This window comes from Stenotrophomonas sp. 112478_Sma, from assembly GCF_056479905.1.
The window spans coordinates 365001-384110 of sequence record NZ_CM151072.1 but is presented as its reverse complement, the minus strand read 5'-3'; the positions used below and the strand labels follow the sequence as shown (position 1 = coordinate 384110).

General features: G+C 66.0%; 15 protein-coding genes, 3 rRNA genes and 1 pseudogene (1 of these 19 cut by a window edge). 5 read left to right on the top strand and 14 right to left on the bottom strand.

Going from position 1 to position 19110, the window contains the following annotated elements:
* Window positions 1–9 precede the first annotated feature (9 nt).
* Complete coding sequence (locus ACZK08_RS01735) at window positions 10–723, bottom strand: SURF1 family protein (RefSeq protein WP_065182570.1); 714 nt, start codon at window positions 721–723, stop codon at window positions 10–12.
* Between the two features lie 57 nt (window positions 724–780).
* Between ACZK08_RS01735 and ACZK08_RS01730 the strand changes: the two genes are divergently transcribed.
* Window positions 781–999, top strand: a complete 219-nt coding sequence (locus tag ACZK08_RS01730) for a twin transmembrane helix small protein (RefSeq protein ID WP_008264755.1) — start codon at window positions 781–783, stop codon at window positions 997–999.
* 21 nt (window positions 1000–1020) lie between these two features.
* Here the strand turns inward: ACZK08_RS01730 and ACZK08_RS01725 are convergent, their stop codons facing one another.
* From ACZK08_RS01725 to ACZK08_RS01700, 6 genes and pseudogenes are all read right to left on the bottom strand, one after another.
* Window positions 1021–1896, bottom strand: a complete 876-nt coding sequence (locus ACZK08_RS01725; RefSeq protein WP_053519491.1) for a cytochrome c oxidase subunit 3 — start codon at window positions 1894–1896, stop codon at window positions 1021–1023.
* Between the two features lie 13 nt (window positions 1897–1909).
* Complete coding sequence (locus ACZK08_RS01720) at window positions 1910–2500, bottom strand: cytochrome c oxidase assembly protein (RefSeq protein ID WP_053519492.1); 591 nt, start codon at window positions 2498–2500, stop codon at window positions 1910–1912.
* Window positions 2497–2703: a hypothetical protein gene (locus ACZK08_RS01715; RefSeq protein WP_065182571.1), complete on the bottom strand. Its 207-nt coding sequence runs from the start codon at window positions 2701–2703 to the stop codon at window positions 2497–2499. The genes ACZK08_RS01720 and ACZK08_RS01715 overlap by 4 nt, the downstream gene beginning before the upstream one ends.
* An 8-nt stretch (window positions 2704–2711) precedes the next feature.
* Complete coding sequence (gene ctaD, locus ACZK08_RS01710; RefSeq protein WP_053519494.1) at window positions 2712–4319, bottom strand: cytochrome c oxidase subunit I; 1608 nt, start codon at window positions 4317–4319, stop codon at window positions 2712–2714.
* Between the two features lie 59 nt (window positions 4320–4378).
* Window positions 4379–5326, bottom strand: coding sequence for a cytochrome c oxidase subunit II (coxB, locus tag ACZK08_RS01705; protein WP_053519495.1), 948 nt, complete (start codon window positions 5324–5326; stop codon window positions 4379–4381).
* 11 nt (window positions 5327–5337) lie between these two features.
* A pseudogene (locus ACZK08_RS01700) lies at window positions 5338–5815 on the bottom strand (DUF2244 domain-containing protein).
* A gap of 273 nt (window positions 5816–6088) precedes the next feature.
* Between ACZK08_RS01700 and putA the strand changes: the two are divergent.
* Window positions 6089–9307: a bifunctional proline dehydrogenase/L-glutamate gamma-semialdehyde dehydrogenase PutA gene (putA, locus tag ACZK08_RS01695; RefSeq protein ID WP_053520202.1), complete on the top strand. Its 3219-nt coding sequence runs from the start codon at window positions 6089–6091 to the stop codon at window positions 9305–9307.
* Window positions 9308–9425: 118 nt separating this feature from the next.
* Here putA and pnuC read toward each other — a convergent pair whose 3' ends face one another.
* Both pnuC and ACZK08_RS01685 read right to left on the bottom strand, forming a co-directional pair.
* Window positions 9426–10025 (bottom strand): nicotinamide riboside transporter PnuC, encoded by a 600-nt coding sequence (pnuC, locus tag ACZK08_RS01690; RefSeq protein WP_065175455.1) that lies wholly within the window; start codon window positions 10023–10025, stop codon window positions 9426–9428.
* Between the two features lie 105 nt (window positions 10026–10130).
* The gene (locus ACZK08_RS01685) at window positions 10131–11552 is read right to left on the bottom strand and encodes an outer membrane protein transport protein (protein WP_065175449.1); all 1422 of its coding nucleotides are present in this window, start codon (window positions 11550–11552) and stop codon (window positions 10131–10133) included.
* A 226-nt stretch (window positions 11553–11778) separates the two neighbouring features.
* Between ACZK08_RS01685 and ACZK08_RS01680 the strand changes: the two genes are divergently transcribed.
* Window positions 11779–12471: a rhomboid family intramembrane serine protease gene (locus ACZK08_RS01680; protein WP_053520204.1), complete on the top strand. Its 693-nt coding sequence runs from the start codon at window positions 11779–11781 to the stop codon at window positions 12469–12471.
* Window positions 12472–12510: 39 nt separating this feature from the next.
* Here ACZK08_RS01680 and ACZK08_RS01675 read toward each other — a convergent pair whose 3' ends face one another.
* Both ACZK08_RS01675 and ACZK08_RS01670 read right to left on the bottom strand, forming a co-directional pair.
* Window positions 12511–13935, bottom strand: a complete 1425-nt coding sequence (locus tag ACZK08_RS01675; RefSeq protein ID WP_053520205.1) for a S41 family peptidase — start codon at window positions 13933–13935, stop codon at window positions 12511–12513.
* 108 nt (window positions 13936–14043) lie between these two features.
* Complete coding sequence (locus ACZK08_RS01670; protein ID WP_428992349.1) at window positions 14044–15387, bottom strand: murein hydrolase activator EnvC family protein; 1344 nt, start codon at window positions 15385–15387, stop codon at window positions 14044–14046.
* Window positions 15388–15437: 50 nt separating this feature from the next.
* Here ACZK08_RS01670 and ACZK08_RS01665 point away from each other — a divergent pair, with 50 nt between their 5' ends.
* Both ACZK08_RS01665 and ACZK08_RS01660 read left to right on the top strand, forming a co-directional pair.
* Window positions 15438–16100 carry a DUF4097 family beta strand repeat-containing protein gene (locus ACZK08_RS01665; protein WP_053520207.1) on the top strand — a complete coding sequence of 221 codons (663 nt, stop codon included), beginning with the start codon at window positions 15438–15440 and terminating at the stop codon, window positions 16098–16100.
* Between the two features lie 76 nt (window positions 16101–16176).
* Entirely contained in the window at window positions 16177–17898 is a 1722-nt protein-coding gene (locus tag ACZK08_RS01660) for a M28 family metallopeptidase (protein ID WP_065182581.1), read from the top strand.
* A 146-nt stretch (window positions 17899–18044) separates the two neighbouring features.
* Here the strand turns inward: ACZK08_RS01660 and rrf (ACZK08_RS01655) are convergent.
* The 3 genes from rrf (ACZK08_RS01655) to ACZK08_RS01645 form a co-directional block, all read right to left on the bottom strand.
* Window positions 18045–18159, bottom strand: a 5S ribosomal RNA gene (gene rrf, locus ACZK08_RS01655).
* Between the two features lie 132 nt (window positions 18160–18291).
* Window positions 18292–18406 (bottom strand): 5S ribosomal RNA (gene rrf, locus ACZK08_RS01650).
* Window positions 18407–18531: 125 nt separating this feature from the next.
* A 23S ribosomal RNA gene (locus tag ACZK08_RS01645) occupies window positions 18532–19110 on the bottom strand; it runs 2302 nt beyond the window's last position.

Below are 19110 nucleotides of genomic sequence, written 5' to 3'. Positions count from 1 at the left end.
GGGCCGGCGCTAGCGTGGAACGCGCCTGCTGCGCCATTCCAGCACCAGCGCAACCACCAACACGGTCAGCGCCAGGCCGAACCATTGCACGGCGTAACCCAGGTGGCGCTGCGGGGGCAGCGTGTTCGGCAGCAGATCGAGGTCGCGTTCATCACCGAAGGGCAGCGCCGGATCAAGCCGCAGCACGCGCTCCGGCAGTGCAGGCAGCCCCAGCGCCGGAGCCAGGCCCTCGGCAGGCAGCCGGCTGGCCAGCCAGCGCTGCGCCTCACCGGTTGCAGAGAACGCCGGGCCCAGCGCCAACCCTGCCGACGGCGGCGGCGCCAGCAGCCCGCGCACGGCCACCGGCGAAGGCGGCGGCGGCAGGTCGGGGAGCGTGCGGTCGGCGGGCAGCGCGCGCCAGCCGAGGTCGACCAGCAGCACGCTGCCGCCGTCGCTGCGGAAGGGGCGATAGATCTTCACCCCGGCCCGGCCGTGCCGGGTCTGGTTGTCCAGCAGCACCACGCCCGGCAGGAAGCGGCCATGGTCGGCCACGCCATGCAGCGCGCCCGGCGCCGCCAGTGCCTGCGCCAGCGGAAGTGCCTGCGCCGCAGCGGGGCCCTGCGCATCCAGCATGGCCTGTTTTGCATGCATGCGCTGCAGCTGCCACAGCCCCAGCGCGGTGAATCCCGTGATCGCCACCAGTGCCAGCAGCCAGCCGATCACCCGCGTGTGCTGGCGCATCATGACAAGTCCGCGCAAACGCGGTCAGATAGGCACATCCACCCTGCCCTCGAGCCGCGCATGAGTGATTCGCTGAAGACCCTGCTGGTGATCGCGTTTCTGATCGTCATCGTCTGGAACCTGGGCGCCGGGCTGTACTACCTGCTGGTCGACCGGGGCCAGACCAAGCGCACGGTCAACGCACTGACGCGCCGCATCGCGGTGTCGGTGGCATTGATCGTACTGGTGATCGTGAGCATCTACATGGGCTGGATCAAACCACACGGCATCGGTGGCTGAGCACGCCACCGGCACCGGCACTTACAGCACGTAGACGAACAGGAACAGCATCAGCCACACCACGTCGACGAAGTGCCAGTACCACGCAGCGGCTTCGAACGCGAAATGGTTGTCGCGGGTGAAATGCCCCTTCGCCGAGCGCAGCCACATCACGATCAGCATGATCGTGCCCAGCAGCACGTGCGCACCGTGGAAACCGGTCAGCATGAAGAACGTCGACCCGTAGATGCCCGAGCCGAGCGTCAGGTTCAGCTCCTTGTAGGCGTGGATGTACTCCTCCGCCTGCAGGGCAAGGAAGCCCAGGCCCAGCGCCACGGTCAGGCCCAGCCAGACCAGCAGCTGGCGACGGTGCCCGGCCTTCAGCGCATGGTGGGCGATGGTGAGCGTCACGCCGGAAGTCAGCAGGATCAGCGTATTGATCAACGGCAGGCCCCAGGCCGGAATGGTCTGGAAGGCCCCGCCGATCGCCGCCGGGCCGTTGGTAGGCCACCCCGCGGAGTAGCCCTGCCACAGCAGCTCGTTGGTCATCACCCCGCGGCCCTCGCCGCTGAGCCAGGACAGGCCCAGGTGGCGGGTGTAGAACAGTGCGCCGAAGAATGCGCCGAAGAACATCACCTCGGAGAAGATGAACCAGACCATGCCCATCCGGAACGAACCATCGACCTGGCGGTTGTAGTTGCCGGCCTGCGATTCGCGCACCACGTCGCTGAACCACCAGAACAGGGTCAGCACCAGCATCGCGATGCCGATGTAGAACGTCCAGCGCCCCCAGCTGGCATCGTTGAGCCAGCTGGCCACGCCCACCATGGTCACCATCATCGCGATGGAGCCCACGAATGGCCATTTGCTCTGGGCCGGGACGAAGTACACGTTGGCGTCGGTCGGTGTCTGGGCCATGTCGTTATCCGGGTCAGGGAGCGGCGTGCGCGCCTTCCGAGGTGGCGGCCGGAGCCAGCCGATCGGACAGCGCGTCGTTGCGGTAGAAGGTGTAGGACAGGGTGATCGTCTTGATTTCCGGCGGCAGATCCGGATCGACGATGAAGCGCACCGGCATGTCGCGCTTCTCGCCGGCCTGCAGCGTCTGCGCGGTGAAGCAGAAGCACTCGGTCTTGCTGAAGAATCCGGAGGCACGTGCTGGCGCGACCGAGGGCACCGCACTGCCGACGATCGCCTGTGGGCCGTCATTGCGGGCGTAATACAGCGCCTCGTTCAGCTCACCGGGCACCACGTCCATGGTCAGCTGCTCGGGATGGAATGCCCATGGCAGCCGCGAATTGACCCCGCCATCGAACTCCACCCGCACGGTGCGCTTTGCGGTGGCAGCCCCCACGCTGGCCTCGCTGCCCGGGCCGCGCTCCAGGCGCACGCCGAACACCTTCTCGCACGCGATGCGATACAGCGGCACCAGCGAGAAGGTCAGCAGGAACACGGCCACGGCAACGCCGATCAGGCGCGGCAGGCCGGCGCTGGGCGACGGTGTGCTGGCCGGTGTCGGGCTCATCGTCCGATCACCCCGCTGAGAATGAAGGTGGCATAGACCAGTACGGCGATGGCGCCCACCACGACCGCCGTGCGCCGCGCACGCCGGCGCTGCTGTTCGATGCCCTGAGTCTCGCCGCCGTACAGCCGGGCCCTGCCCGGCTGCTTTTCGACAGCCGAGCCGGGCTCGGCTCTACAGGTCTGGAGCGGGCTCTCGTTATGCATGCCCCACCTCAATGCGTGATGTCGTCATGCGCCAGATCGCCCGGGCGCAGGATCGGCGGGGTGGTGAAGGTATGGGCCGGTGCCGGCGATGGCAGCGTCCACTCCAGGCCACGCGCCCCTTCCCAGGACCGATCGGCCGCCTTCTCGCCATTGCGCAGCGAGGACAGCAGGATCGCCGCCATCATGAAGGGCGTGACGAACATACCGAATGCGCCGATCGAGCTGATCAGGTTCCAGTCGGCGAACGCCACACTGTAATCGGGAATACGGCGCGGCATCCCGGCCAGGCCGAGGAAGTGCTGCGGGAAGAACAGCAGGTTGACGAACACGATCGACCACCAGAAGTGCACCTTGGCCCACTTCTCGCTGTACATCCGACCGGTCCACTTCGGCCACCAGTAGTACACCGCGGCAATCAGCGCGAACACCGCACCGGTCACCAGCACGTAGTGGAAGTGGGCAACGACGAAGTAGGTGTCGTGGTACTGGAAGTCGGCGGCGACGATGGCCAGCATCAGACCGGAGAAGCCGCCAATGGTGAACAGGATGACGAAGGCCACCGACCACAGCATCGGCGCCTCGAACGTCAGCGAGCCACGCCACATCGTGCTGACCCAGTTGAAGACCTTCACGCCGGTCGGGATCGAGATCAGCATGGTGGCGAACATGAAGTAGATCTCGCCGCCCAGCGGCATGCCCACGGTGAACATGTGGTGGGCCCAGACGATGAACGACAGGAAGGCGATCGCAGCCGTGGCGTACACCATCGCCTGGTAGCCGAACAGGGGCTTGCGGCTGAAGGTGGGAATGATCTCGCTGACCACGCCGAAGGCGGGCAGGATCATGATGTACACCTCGGGGTGGCCGAAGAACCAGAAGATGTGCTGGAACATCACCGGGTCACCGCCACCGGCGGCGTTGAAGAAGCTGGTGCCGAAGAACTTGTCGGTCAGCAGCATGGTCACCGCACCGGCCAGCACCGGCATCACCGCGATCAGCAGGAAGGCGGTGATCAGCCAGGCCCAGCAGAAGATCGGCATCTTCAGCAGGTCGATGCCCGGCGCGCGCATGTTGAGCACGGTGGCGATGATGTTGATCGCGCCCATGATCGAACTGATGCCGGCCACGTGGATGGCGAACACAGTGAAGGCCACGTTGTAGCCGCCCTGCAGCGACAGCGGCGGATACAGCGTCCAGCCACCGGCCGGCGCACCTCCGGGCAGCAGGAAGGTGAGCAGCAGCAGGCTGAAGGCCACCGGCAGCAGCCAGAACGACCAGTTGTTCATGCGTGGCAGGGCCATGTCCGGCGCACCGATCTGCAACGGCACCATCCAGTTGGCCAGGCCGACAAAGGCCGGCATCACTCCGCCGAAGATCATCACCAGTGCGTGCACGGTGGTGAGCTGGTTGAAGGTTTCCGGCCTGACGAACTGCAGGCCCGGCTGCATCAGCTCGGCGCGGATGATCACGCTCATCGCCGCGCCGATGATGAACATGATGAAGCTGAAAAGCAGATACAGGGTGCCGATGTCCTTGTGGTTGGTCGAGAAGAACCAACGCTCGAAGAAACCCGGGTGGTGGTGGTGGTCGTCGTGCCCAACTGCCGAGTGCGCCATTGCAAAACACCTCTCAGAATCGGTTGTCGCCACGGCCGCAGGCGGCCGCGGGATTTACATCACGCGCCGCTGGCCGCGGTGGCAGGGGCGGCACCCGCCTCGGCGGCGGCAGGTTCGGCCGGCGCGGCAGGCGTCTCCGCCGCAGGCGCAGCCGGTTCGGCCGGGGCTGCGGCCGGCGGTGCCGGCTTGCGCTGCGCCAGCCACTGCCTGAACTCCTCCTTGGACACGGCCTCGACCACGATCGGCATGAATCCGTGGTCCTTGCCGCACAGTTCAGCGCACTGCCCGCGATAGACGCCCGGCTGCTCGATGCTGGTCCAGGCCTCGTTGATGAAGCCGGGAATGGCATCCTGCTTCCAGCCCAGCGCCGGCACCCACCAGGCGTGGATCACGTCGTCGGAGGTGATGACGAAACGGACCTTGGTATCGACCGGCAGCACCAGCCGGTTGTCGACATCCAGCAGGTAGTGGGGATGGCTCTCGCGCGTCGGCACCTTGCCACTCTGCCGCATGCGGTCCGACTCGCGGTCCAGGCGGCTGGTGAAGGTGACGTTCTCGCCCAGGTACTCGTACTTCCACATCCACTGGTAGCCGGTGACCTTCACCGTCATCTCGGCATCGCGGGTGTCGTACATCTTGATCAGGTTGGCCGTGGCCGGCCATGCCATCACCACCAGGATGATCACCGGGATCACCGTCCAGATGATCTCGGCCTTGGTGTTGTGGCTGAAGGTGGCTGCGACCGCCCCCTTGGATTTGCGGAACTTGAAGATGGCGTAGGCCATCGCCCCGAACACGATCACGCCGATCACCGTGCAGACGATCAGCGAGAGATTGTTCGACTCCCAGGCCAGGCGCGAGGTCTGGGTTACCCCCTTGCCCATGTTCAGCTGCCACGGCTTGGGATCGGCCGCCTGGGCCCATGCCATCGCCGGAACCCATCCCCCGGCCACCACTGCGGCGGCCATTGCAACGCACTTCGTGCCCCACCTGCTGCTTTGCTTCATTGCCTAGACCCTTAGCGTCGTCGGTTGCCGCCATCGCTGGCGGCGAGCAAGCCTTCAAGTGTCTCTGCGAGCGTCTGACGTTCGGCCGGCGCGAGGAAACTCCCCCACCTCCACCTGCCGGCCGCTGGACGCAAGCCGGACCCTCTCATCGTCGGCGAGCAGGCGCACCCAATGCGGGTGAGCCCGGAACACCGGCAATCCACCGGGTACGGGGATGACCTCCACATACGCCGGCACTACCCGGATTTCCTCCTGCCGTTCGCCGCTGCGCCACAGGGCACGTAACGCGGCTGCCAGCAACAGGCTGTACAGCAGCGCGAACAGGGGGGCGAATGCATTGCCGGCCAACCACCCCAGGGCGGAGACCAGCCACATCGCTCCCGACAACACGGTGAACAACAGGACGAACTGCCGGGCATCGAGCGCCCGTGGGGGACGCAGCCGCAGCTGCGTACCTGACCCATCTGGAGCTGGAAGCACCTCGATCATGTCGCAACCGCGTTCCTGCCGCGGGAAACGTCTCGATGGTAGCCCCGCCATCTCACCGGTAGCAAGGGTGCATTCACACTTTTTGCCATGCTGCAATACAGCATCCGCCCGGCGCCGCAAATGACGAATTCAGCACAAATAGTGTCGCGCTTGCTGAACACGCTGAATCCGCCACCGTTAGGGGCTATCAGCATTCACGAAGGCGGCCGCGGGGCACTTCCGGAGGGCGCAAAAATGATTAAAATCGCCAAGTTTTCCATTGGCCGGACCGGCATGAACGCACCCTCCTCCTCCCTTGCCGCCCACGACGCCCCGCGTCATGGCGCGCTGCTGTCGCCGGAACTGCCGGCGTCCCCCAACCCGTTCCGCCAGGCCATTACCGACGCCTGGCTGAAGGACGAGGCCAGCCACGTCCGTGAGCTGCTGGCGCAGGCCCGCCTGCCCGCCGAGGAACAGGCCCGGGTGCAGGCGCTGGCCGCCGATCTGGTCGGCCGCGTGCGCGTGCGCGCCAAGGACCAGGGCGCGATCGAAGCCTTCATGCGCCAGTACGATCTGGGCAGCGAGGAAGGCGTACTGCTGATGTGCGTGGCCGAAGCGCTGCTGCGCATTCCGGACCAGGACACCGCCGACAAACTGATCCGCGACAAGCTGGCCGACGCCGACTGGGAAAAGCACCTGGGCGGCAGTGACTCGGTACTGGTCAATGCCTCCACCTGGGGCCTGATGCTGACCGGCAAGCTGGTGCAGATGAACGATGCCACCCGTGCCGACGCACCCAGCGCGTTCAAGCGCCTGGTCGGACGCGTGGGTGAGCCGGTGATCCGCCTGGCCGTGCGCCAGGCGATGAAGATCATGGGCCATCAGTTCGTCATGGGCCGCACCATCAGCGAGGCGCTCGCGCGTTCGCACAAGGGCGACAACGCCAGCTATCGCTATTCCTTCGACATGCTGGGCGAAGGTGCCCTGACCATGAAGGATGCGCTGCGCTATCTGGAAGACTACCGTCGTGCGATCCACGCCATCGGCGGTGACCACAAGGCACGCGGTGGCCGTCCCGACGGCGACGTCAACAACGCACCGGGCATCTCGATCAAGCTGTCGGCGCTGTACCCTCGCTACGAACATGCCAAGCGCGAGCGCGTGCTGAAGGACCTGGTGCCGGGCGTGCTGGAACTGGCGCAGCTGGCCAAGAGCTACGGCATCGGCTGCACCGTCGACGCCGAGGAGTCCGACCGCCTCGAGCTTTCGCTGGACATCATCGAGCAGGTGTTCTGCGACGCCTCGCTGGCCGGCTGGGACGGCTTCGGCGTCGTGGTGCAGGCCTACCAGAAGCGCACCCCGTACACGATCGACCACTTGGCCGACATGGCCCGCCGTGCCGGTCGCCGCCTGCAGGTGCGCCTGGTCAAGGGCGCCTACTGGGATGCCGAGATCAAGCGCGCGCAGATCGAGGGCTACCCGGGCTACCCGGTGTTCACCCGCAAGCAGAACACCGACGTGTCCTACCTGGCCTGTGCCAAGCGTCTGTTCACGCATGCCGATGTGATCTACCCGATGTTCGCCACCCACAACGCGCACACCATCGCGGCCGTGCGCAGCATTGCCAACGGCGGCGTGTACGAGCACCAGAAGCTGCACGGCATGGGCGACGATCTCTACGCCGAAGTGGTGCCGGCCGATCGTCTCGGCCTTCCCTGCCGCGTCTATGCACCGGTCGGATCGCATGAGGATCTGCTGCCGTACCTGGTGCGGCGCCTGCTGGAAAACGGCGCCAACTCCAGCTTCGTCAACCGCATCACCGACGAACGCGTGCCGATCTCCGATCTGATCCGCGATCCAGTCGAGATGGTGTCCTCGTTCGAATCGATTCCGCATCCCAAGATCCCGCTGCCGGTTGACCTGCTGCGCAGCCAGAACCACGACAGGAAGAACTCCATGGGCGCCAATCTCGCCAACGACAACGAACTGCGCGCCCTGGCCGGGCAGCTCAACGCGGCAGTGAAGCCGTGGCAGGCCGCGCCGCTGGTGCCGGGTGCGACTCCCGCAGGCGCGCCGCAACCGGTAACCAACCCCGCCGATACCCGCGAAGTGGTCGGCCAGTGGCTGCCCGCCGATACCGCCACCGTGCAGAAGGCGCTGGCCAATGCCGTGGCCGCGCAGCCGGCCTGGAACCGCACCCCGGCAGCAAGCCGCGCCGCCATTCTCGAGCACGCCGCCGACCAGCTCGAAGCACGCATGCCCGAGTTCATGGCGCTGTGCGTGAAGGAAGCCGGCAAGAGCCTGCCCGACAGCATTGCCGAAGTGCGTGAAGCGGTCGACTTCCTGCGCTACTACGCCAAGCAGGCACGCGAGCAGTTCGGACATGCCGAGAAGCTGCCGAGCCCCACCGGCGAATCCAACGAGCTGCAGCTGCACGGCCGTGGCGTGTTTGTCTGCATCAGCCCGTGGAACTTCCCGCTGGCGATCTTCCTGGGCCAGGTGGCCGCCGCACTGGCTGCCGGCAACAGCGTCATCGCCAAGCCGGCAGAGCAGACCAACCTGGTCGGCTACTACGCCGTGAAGCTGCTGCATGACGCCGGCGTGCCGGCCGAGGTGGTGCAGTTCCTGCCGGGCGATGGTGCCACCGTCGGCGCGGCGCTGACCGCCGATCCGCGCGTGGCGGGCGTGGCCTTCACCGGCTCCACCGACACCGCACGTGCGATCAACCGTGCGATGGCCGCGCGTGATGCCGCCATCGGCGTGCTGATCGCCGAGACGGGTGGCCAGAACGCCTTCATCGCCGACTCCTCGGCGCTGCCGGAACAGCTGGTCAAGGATGCGATCGGTTCGGCCTTCACCTCGGCCGGCCAGCGCTGCTCGGCCGCACGCGTGCTGTTCGTGCAGGACGACATCGCCGACAAGGTGATGACCATGCTGGCCGGCGCCATGAAGGAACTGAAGGTCGGCGACCCCGGCCTGCTGTCCACCGACGTCGGCCCGGTGATCGACGCCGATGCGCTGAAGATCCTGCAGGACCATGCCGAACGCATGGACCGCGAAGCGCGCCTGATCGCTGCGGCTGAACTGTCCGCCGAGGCTGCCCACGGCACCTTCTTCGCACCGCGCGCGTACGAACTGAAGAACCTGGGCCAGCTGCAGAAGGAGATCTTCGGGCCGGTCCTGCACGTCATCCGCTGGAAGGGTGAGCAGCTGGACGCGGTGATCGAGCAGATCAATGCCACCGGCTACGGCCTGACCCTGGGCGTGCACTCGCGCATCGACGAGACCGTCGATCGCATCACCAACGGCATCCAGGTCGGCAATGTGTATGTCAACCGCAACCAGATCGGTGCAGTGGTCGGTGTGCAGCCATTCGGCGGCCAGGGCCTGTCCGGCACCGGACCGAAGGCCGGTGGCCCACATTATCTGCTGCGCTTTGCCACCGAGAAGACCGTCACGGTGAACACCACGGCCGCTGGTGGTAACGCCTCGCTGCTGACGCTGGGCGACTGATCACCGGGTTGATGTGGTCAACGAAAAACCCCGCGGAAGCGGGGTTTTTTGTGCCTCGCTTGCTGTAGAACCGAGCCCGCGCTTGGCTTTTCCGGCGCAGCCGAGCGTGGGCTCGGCTCTACAGGGAGCCAGGTGCCGCCGTGGCCTCGGCACGCATCAGATTGCGCCAGTGGCGCAACGCCACCAGTGCATTGATCCAGAAACCGACGTACAGGATCGACGTCAGGTGCAGGCCACGGCTGTAGTACAGGGGCACGGCGATCGTGTTGACCAGCAGCCACACCCACCACGATTCCAGCTTGCGGCGCATCATCAGGATCTGCGCGATCACGCTCAGCACCAGTACCGCCGAATCGACGTAGGGCGCATAGGCGTGGGTCAGGCGGGTCAGCATCCAGCCGTAGCCGAACGTGGCCAGGGCCGCCGTCGGCAGCAGCCACATTCCCGTGCGCGGGCGCAGCGAGGTGATCGGCAGCGGTGCGCCGTGGTTGCCACGCAGCCATTGCCACCATCCCAGCACGCTGATGGCGATGAAGAAGAACTGCAGCACCATGTCGGCGAACAGGTGTGAGCGCTCGAAGACAACGGCGAACAACGCGCAGCCGACGATGCCCAGCCACCAGGTGTGGACGTTGTTGCGTCCCGCCAGCAGGATCGAGCCTGCGACCGCTACGTTGGCGGCCAGCTCCAGCTGGAAGTTCGGATCGGACAGGTTCATGCGGCCATTGTCGTAGATCCACAGCCCGCGTGGATGCGCGCTGCACAAACAAAAGGCCCCGCTTGCGCGGGGCCCTTCGTGTACTGGATTAGGCCGAAGCCTGGATCAGAACTTGTACTGCAGCGATGCGGCCAGCACGTCGCCACTGACCTTGTACTTGCCGATGACGGTGTTGGCCGTCGCCGAGGTCGAGTAGATGTCCGGATCCTTGGTGAACAGGTGGGTGTAGCCCACGCTGTACTCCAGCTTGTCCGACGCTGCGTAGGTCATACCCAGCGACAGCCACTTGCGGGTGGTGTCCGGCACGCGGACGTCACGGTGCTCGTAGGTGGTCGGGGTCTGATCGTAGGCCAGGCCGCCGCGCAGGGTCAGCTTGTCGTTGACCTTGTAATCGGTACCGATCGCCGCGAAGGTGGTATCGCGGTAGTGGAACGGCAGCACGCTGTCCGGCTGGTTGGAGTCATAGTCGACGGTGACCTGGTCGAACTTGCTCCACGCAGTACGGGTGACTTCAGCCATGACCTGCCACTGGTCGTTCACCCGATGGGTGATGCCGACGGTCGCGCTGGCCGGCAGGGTGATGGTGGCGCGGCCGTTGCTGTCGATGAAGGTGCCGGTATTGGCCAGGAAGGCCGCGGCATTCTGCGGAATGGTGAAGTCGGCGGTGCCGTCGGTGATCTTGTGTTCGACCTCCGAGCGGTAGCTGAAGGCGATGTTGGTGCCTTCCACCGGGCTGACGGTCATGCCCAGGGTATAGCCGACCGACACCTCGTCACCCTTGATGCGCAGGTAGCCATCAGCGGTGCCCGGAGCGAAGCCCAGCTGGGCCGCCTGGCGGGCAGCAGCCTGCGAAGCAGCAGCGGCCTGGGCCGGAGTACCACCGGCCTGCAGCACGCGGGCGGCAGCCTGTCGCTGGGCCGTGGCATTGATCGCGGTGCCGGTGTCGACGGCGCTGGTCAGGTCAACGTTCAGGCGCTCGGCGAACACCGAAGCACCAAACGACAGGTACGGGTTGACGTCGTACGAGAACGCGACGCCCAGGTCGATCGCCTGCAGTTCGGTCTTGACGCCGTTGTAGCGGCCGACCCAGTCACGGTCGTATTCGGTCTTGAAGCCGAACGGAACGGTCAGCGAGGCACCGAAGTGCATGTTCTCGTTCTCGCCGAACGGCAGGTGGAAGTAGGCCGCCGGGACCGGGGCGATCATGCCGGCGTCGCCGCCGTTGCCACCCGAGATCGGCGCGCCGTTGCCGTATTCGCCACGGCCGCGGAACTTGGCACCGAAGCTGATCGCGCTGACGTCGCCCTGCAGCAGGGTACCGTCGAGCAGGCGCATGGAGGCCGGGTTGGTGGCGATGACCGAGGCGTCACCTTCGGTCGAGGTGGAGCCGGCGAAGGCGCGGCCCAGGCCCTTGGCGCTGTTTTCCTTCAGCTGGAAGGCAGCAGCGTTGGCGTCGGCGGCGGCCAGCGCACCGGCAACGCCGACGGCCAGCAGGGTCAGACGGGCAATGGTGGAAGCGGTTTGCATCGTAGTTCTCTCTCCGGTAAGCGGTGATGTTGCTCTGAGTGCGCCTGCGCCCGGCAGGCCCTGGGGCCCATCGGAGCGCGCCGGATTCCCCTCCCGACATACGACGCCGTATGCGAGTATTACCCAGAGCCGTTAATGAAACAATAACAGCGGCGGCGCTTTTTTCGTCGCAAAACCTGAACAGGAGCGCCCCCGCCACGGAGCCCGGCGCGCTAGGCTTGTCGCCATGTTCGTTTCCCTTCCGTCGCGCAAGAAGGCCGCCCTGCGCTGGGCCACACCCGTGCTGTTTGCGGCACTGTGGCTGGCTTTCCTGTGGTCGATCTCACGGCCGGATGATGCCAGGGGCAGCCTGTGGCTCGACTGGGGCGCGCTCTCCACCGGGCTGACCCATCCGCTGGACTGGTGGGCCACCCTGCAGGACGGCAGCGTGCTGCGCCTGTTCACAGCCCTGTTCCTGCATGCGGACTGGTCGCACCTGCTGGGCAATCTGGTCTTCCTGCTGATCTTCGGCCTGCCGGCAGAGCGGGTACTGGGGCCATGGCGCCTGTTGCTGCTGTTCCTGGTCGGCGGCGCGGTCTCCAACCTGGTGGCGATCTACACCATGGGCAGCCCGGACCAGATCATCATCGGTGCCAGCGGCGCGGTGTCGGCCCTGATCGGCGCCTACCTGGCCCTGTTCCCGGGCGCGCGACTGGGCGTGGTGATTCCCCTCGGCCTGTTCCTGGAGTTCGTACGCGCCCCGGCCTATCTGCTGATCGGCGTGTGGGCAGCACTGCAGGTGGTGTTCGCCTATATCGGCCCGACCTTCGGCATGGTGGCCTGGTGGGCCCACATCGGCGGCTTCGTGTTCGGCGTGGTGTATGGCGTGTACGTGCGCGCAGCGATCGCGCGCCGCCTGCGCAAGCGGCACGGGTTCTAGGCAACCGGCCGGCGCCGCCGGGCGTGGCCCGGCGCTACCTCAGGGCTTTGCCGGGGCCGGGCTCGGCTTTGCTTCCGGCTTTGCTTCCGGCTTGGCGGTCGCCGCGTCGGCGGCCTTTTCCGCTTCCGCCTTCGCGGCTTCGGCCTTCAGTCGCGCGGCCACCGAACCGGGATGCTTCAGTTCGGCGAGCGCATCGTTGATCGGGCCATCGCCCGGCAACACCGCGCCTGCCCGATAACCTTCGGTTCCTTCATCGTCGCCGCGCAGATGACCCGGCAGGGTGGCTTCGCTGTAGTCGCTCAGGCTGGCCGGCAGCGCGTCATCCTCAGGGCGCGGCGCAGGCTTGAGCTCCACATCCGGCACGATGCCGGTAGCCTGGATCGACTTGCCGCTGGGCGTGTAGTAGCGCGCCGTGGTCAGCTTCACCGAATCGCCGTTGTCCAGCGGCAGCACGGTCTGCACCGAGCCCTTGCCGAACGTGCGGCTGCCAACCACGCGTGCGCGGCCATTGTCGCGCAATGCACCGGCCAGCACTTCCGAGGCGCTGGCCGAACCCGCATCGGCCAGCACCACCACCGGTGCGCCCTTCAACAGGTCGCCCGGCGTGGCGTCGAAACGCGCATCGCTGATGCTGATGCGGCCCCGCGTACTGACGATGTTGCCCTTGTCCAGCAGATCGTCGGCCACCTGCACAGCGGCGGTCAGCAGGCCACCCGGATTGCTGCGCAGGTCCAGCACCAGCCCCTTCAGCGTTCCACCGGACTGCTTCTGCAGCTGCTGCACATGCTTCTGGAAATCCGAACCGGTGTCGGCCTGGAAGGTACTCAGGCGGATGTAGCCATAGCCCGGTTCCAGCAGGCGGCTGCGCACGCTGGTGACGCGGATCGTCTGCCGGGTCAGGCTGACATCGAAAGGCTTCGGCCGGCCGTCGCGCACGATGGTCAGCACCACCTTGCTGCCGGCCGGGCCCCGCAGCGGCTCACTGGCATCGATCGCACTGATCGGCTTGCCATCGATGGCGATGATCAGATCGCCCGCGAGGATGCCGGCCTTGGCCGCCGGCGTGTCATCGATCGGCGCGATCACCTTCATGCTGGCGTTGTCCGGCTGCTGCTGCAGCTCGACGCCGATGCCCTCGTAGGCACCGGAGGCCTGCTCGTCGAAGGCCTGCGCATCTTCCTTGTTGAAATACGTGCTGTGCGGGTCGAGGTCGAGCAGCAGGCCACGGACCGCCGACTGCATCAGCTTGTTGTCGTCGACCGGGTCGACATAGGCCGCGCGCACCGCGTTGTACACCGCCACGAAACGGCGGATGTCTTCCAGCGGCACCTTCGAGGTCACCGCCTCCTCGCTGCTCGCCGCCTGCCCGCTGTTCGCAGCGGTCGGGGCCGGCGCGGTCTGCTGCGCCCAGGACAGCGCTGGCAACAGGGCCAGCAAGAGGGTGGCGGTACGGGCTGCGCGCATGGAGCACTCCTGTCGACGGTGGCATCGTGCCCAAGGCACAGGCACCGATTATGCGCGAAGCACAGCTAAATTCCCGTTGAACCCACGCAGTCCGTGCAGGCCCCGGGTTCAGCGGCGCTGCAGCCAGCTGTCCGGATTGACCGGCTGCCCGCCACGACGCAGCTCGAAATACAGTGCGGTCACGCCCTGGCCGCCGGAGTTGCCGACCTTGGCGACCGCATCGCCACGGCTGACCCGCGCACCTGCATCCTTCAGCAGCGTGTCGTTATGCGCATAGAGGCTCATGTAGCCGTTGCCGTGATCGACGATCAGGATCATGCCGTAACCGGTCATCCAATCGGAGAAGACGACCGTGCCATCGGCTACCGCGGTCACCGTGCTGCCGGCCGGGGCACCGATCAGCACGCCGCTGCTGGTGCGGCCATCCGGCAGCTTGCCGCCATAGCGTGCCAGCAGGTTGCCCGACAGCGGCCACCCCAGTCCCCCCACCTTCGGTGCCGGCGCCGATGCCACGGCCGGCGGCACCTTGGTCGCCGGCGGCGGTCGGCCTTCGGCGGCGGCCTGGCGTGCAGCGCGTTCGGCGGCGGCCTTCTCCGCGGCAGCCCGGCGCGCTGCCGCGCGACGCTCGGCTTCGGCCCGCGCTGCGGCCGCGCGCAGATTGGCCAGCAGGGTTTCCAGTGCCTTGGCATCCTGCCCCAATGCCTGCTCCTTCTCGCGCCGGTCCTTGAAGCGTTCGTCCAGCGAGGCCACGGTCTGCGCACGTTCGCGACGATCGGCCGCCAGCGCAGCCGCCTGCTGCTTCTGCTCGCGCTGGGTCCCCTGCAGCTGCTGCTGGCGTTCGGCAATCTGTGCCTGCAGCGCCTCCAGTTCCTTGAGATCGGCAGTCAATGCGGTGATGCGCTGCGCGCGCTCGCGCTGCAGGTACCGGTGGTAGGCCAGTGCACGGTTGGCATCGGCCACCGTGTCCTGTGACAGCAGCAGCTTGAGCGGGGCGTGGTTGCCCAGCTGATAGGCCGCGCGCAGCAACCCGGCCAGTTCGCGATGCTGCTGCGCCAGGTTGGACTGCAGGGTCGTGCGACGTCGCTCGGCCTCGGCCAGTGCCTGGTTCTGCTCGCGCAGCGCCGCCTCGGTCTGGGCCAGCACACGGCCGCTGCGGGCCACCTTCTCATCGGCCGCGCGCAGCTGCTGAGATGCCTGGCCACGCTGGCCCTCAAGCTGGCGGCGCTCCTGCGCGACGCCCTTCAGCTCGCTGCGCAGCTTCTGCAGCTTGCGCTCCGTTTCGCGCGTGTTCTGTGCACCTGACGGAAGCGGCAGCGCCAATGCCAAGGCCAGCCCCAGCAGCAGGCAGCGCCCGCCGCGGGCAGCGGCGATGTGATGTCGGCGTGAGGGGAAGGCGTTGTTGCGCAAGGGCTTTCCAGTGACTTCAGGCAGTTGCAGGGGCGATTGGGGAATGGTGACATCAACGCACGCGGCCTGCCAGCCGCACATCCACCGAGGGACCCATGAACATTCGATCCATTCCGCTGCTGTTGGGCGTGCTGCTGGCCAGCAGTCCCGCCTGGGCACAGGACAACATCAGCAAGGTCAACGGCAGCATCACCGCCGAAGCCGGGCAGCGCTACGGCAAGCTGGATACCGTCAACGGCGGCATCCGCGTCGGCGAAGGCAGCGAAACCGGCAGCATCGATACCGTCAACGGTGGGGTGAAGGTCGCCGACCGCGCCCGTACCGGCAGCATCGAAACGGTCAACGGCGGGGTGCGCCTGGGCCGTGAGGTGATCGCCCGCGGCAACGTCAGCACGGTCAATGGCAGCATCTTCAGTGATCGCGGCAGTCAGATCGAAGGCGGCGTGGAGACCGTCAACGGTGGCATCGGGCTGGTCGAGAGCCGCGTCAGCAAGGACGTGGAAACCGTCAATGGCGATATCACCGTGGGCATCGGCTCCCAGGTCGACGGCGGCGTGCGCGTGCGCAAGCCCAGCTTCAGCGTCTCGCTGACGGCCGTCCGCAAGCCGCGGGTCATCATCGGCCCGAACGCCGTGGTCAGTGGCGCCCTGCACTTCGAGCGGGACGTGGTGCTGTACGTGCACCGCACCGCGCGCATCGGCCCGGTCAGCGGCGCCGATCCCATTCCGTTCGACAGCGAAACCGCGCCGGCGGACTGAGCCCAACGATTCGGGGATACTCCCCGTTCCCGGCCGCACCACCATGCGGCCATCCCTTGTTTCCCAGGAACCGATGATGCCCCGCAAACTCCTCCTGTGCCTGGCCGCCGCGGCCGCGCTCAGTGCCTGCAAAGGCAATGACTCCCCGGCGCCGAGCGCCGGCACCGACAGTACCGCCCCGTCCACCGCGACCGCGACCGCGGGCCATGCGTTCTCGCCGGAGATCAATGCCGCCGATTTCGCCGAGATGGTCAAGACCCTGGCCTCCGACGAGTTCGAAGGGCGAGCACCGGGCAGCAAGGGCGAAGAGCTGACGGTCAACTACATCCGCGACCAGATGCAACGCATCGGCCTGAAGCCAGGCAATGGCGACAGCTGGTTCCAGGACGTGCCGATGACCGAAACCACGGCCGATGAGTCCACCGTGCTGAAGATCAACCAGGGCGGCAAGACCACCGAGCTGAAGTTCGGCACTGACATGGTGGTCGGCACGCGTACCGGCCAGGCCGAGATCAGCATCGATGCCAGCGACCTGGTGTTCGTCGGCTACGGTGTCGATGCACCGGAACAGAAGTGGAACGACTATGCCGGCCAGGACTGGAAGGGCAAGACGGTCGTCATGTTCGTCAACGACCCGGGGTTCCACGTCGATGACGAGACCCTGTTCGACGGCAAGCGCATGACCTATTACGGCCGCTGGACCTACAAGTTCGAGGAGGCCGCACGCAAGGGCGCCGCTGCTGCCCTGATCGTGCACGACACGGCCGGCGCCTCCTACGGCTGGGACGTGGTGAAGAACTCCTGGGCCGGACCGCAGTACGACCTGCCGGCCAAGGACGATCCGGAAGCACGCATCCCGGTGCAGGGCTGGCTGAGCGCCGACGCCGCACGCTCGCTGTTCGCCGCTGCGGGCCTGGACCTTGACCAGGCCTACAAGGACGCCAGCAAGCGCGGCTTCAAGCCGGTGCCGCTGAAAGCCACCGCATCCGTCGACCTCAAGAGCCGTATCGCACAGAAGCAGTCGCGCAACGTGGTCGGCGTCCTGCCGGGCACCAAGCGTGCCGACGAGGCCGTGCTGTACATGGCCCATTGGGATCACCTGGGCAAGCACGAGGGCGAGGAAGGCGACAACATCTACAACGGTGCGATCGACAATGCGACCGGCGTGGCAGGCATCCTGGAAGTCGCCGAAGCGATGGCCCACCAGGATCCGAAGCCGGAGCGTTCGGTGGTGTTCCTTGCCGTGACCCTGGAAGAATCCGGCCTGCTCGGCTCCAAGTACTACGTTGCGCATCCGACGTTCCCGCTGGACAGGATCGCCGGCGTCATCAACATCGACGCCATGTCCGTGGCCGGCCGCGCCAAGGACGTGACGGTGACCGGCTTCGGCAGCTCCGAGCTGGAAGACATCCTCAAGCCGCTGGCGGCGGCCCAGGGACGCACCCTGCACGGCGAAAGCTCGGTACAGAGTGGCTTCTACTTCCGTTCCGACCACTTCAATTTCGCCAAGGCAGGCGTCCCGGCGCTGTACGCCGACGGCGGCGAAGATCTGCGCGAAGGTGGGGTGGAAGCCGGCCGCAAGGCAGCAGCCGACTACGGCGCCAACCGCTACCATGGCCCGAAGGATGAGTTCGATGCGGCCAGCTGGAAGCTGGACGGCACTGTCGAAGACCTGCAGCTGATGTACGGCGTCGGCAAGGAGCTTGCCGGTGGCGACCGCTGGCCGAACTGGTATGAAGGCAATCCCTTCAAAGCCGCCCGCGACACGATGATGAAGGCCAAGACCCCGGCCCGCTAACGTCGCGCCATGCTCGACTGAACGCTATCGAGGTCAGAGCGGCGCCCTACGGGGCGCCGCTTTTTTTGTGCGATCGCAGCTCGGTGGCCGCTTTCCGCGCATAAAGAAAAACCCCGCTGCGCGAGCAGCGGGGTTTTGGGTGTAAACCCTGGCGATGACCTACTCTCGCATGGCTTGAGCCACACTACCATCGGCGCGGCTGCGTTTCACTTCCGAGTTCGGGATGGGATCGGGTGGTTCCACAGCGCTAATTTCACCAGGGAGACGGTTGCAGCAGCGCCTGCGGCGCCAGCTTCGCGATCTTGCCCTTGGGCGGAAGCCACCCGGAAAATGCAGTGCCTTCATTAAAAGGAAAAACCCCGCTGCGTGAGCAGCGGGGTTTTTGGGTATAAACCCTGGCGATGACCTACTCTCGCATGGCTTGAGCCACACTACCATCGGCGCAGCTGCGTTTCACTTCCGAGTTCGGGATGGGATCGGGTGGTTCCACAGCGCTAATTTCACCAGGGAGGCTTTTGGAGAGTCGCACTCGTCCCGGGGGACAAGGCGCCAGCCTCGCATAGTTCTTGTGACGTAGCGTGCACTTGGATGCTCTTACGACGCTGTCGTAAAGCCAAGGCAACTTGAGGTTATATGGTCAAGCCGCACGGATCATTAGTATCAGTTAGCTCAATACATTGCTGTACTTACACACCTGACCTATCAACCACGTAGTCTACATGGTTCCTTCAGGGGGCTTGTGCCCCGGGAGATCTCATCTTGAGGCGCGCTTCCCGCTTAGATGCTTTCAGCGGTTATCGCTTCCGAACATAGCTACCCGGCAATGCCACTGGCGTGACAACCGGAACACCAGAGGTTCGTCCACTCCGGTCCTCTCGTACTAGGAGCAGCCCCTCTCAAATCTCCAACGCCCATGGCAGATAGGGACCGAACTGTCTCACGACGTTCTGAACCCAGCTCGCGTACCACTTTAAATGGCGAACAGCCATACCCTTGGGACCGACTACAGCCCCAGGATGTGATGAGCCGACATCGAGGTGCCAAACACCGCCGTCGATATGAACTCTTGGGCGGTATCAGCCTGTTATCCCCGGAGTACCTTTTATCCGTTGAGCGATGGCCCTTCCATACAGAACCACCGGATCACTAAGTCCTAGTTTCCTACCTGCTTGATCCGTCGATCTTGCAGTCAAGCACGCTTATGCCTTTGCA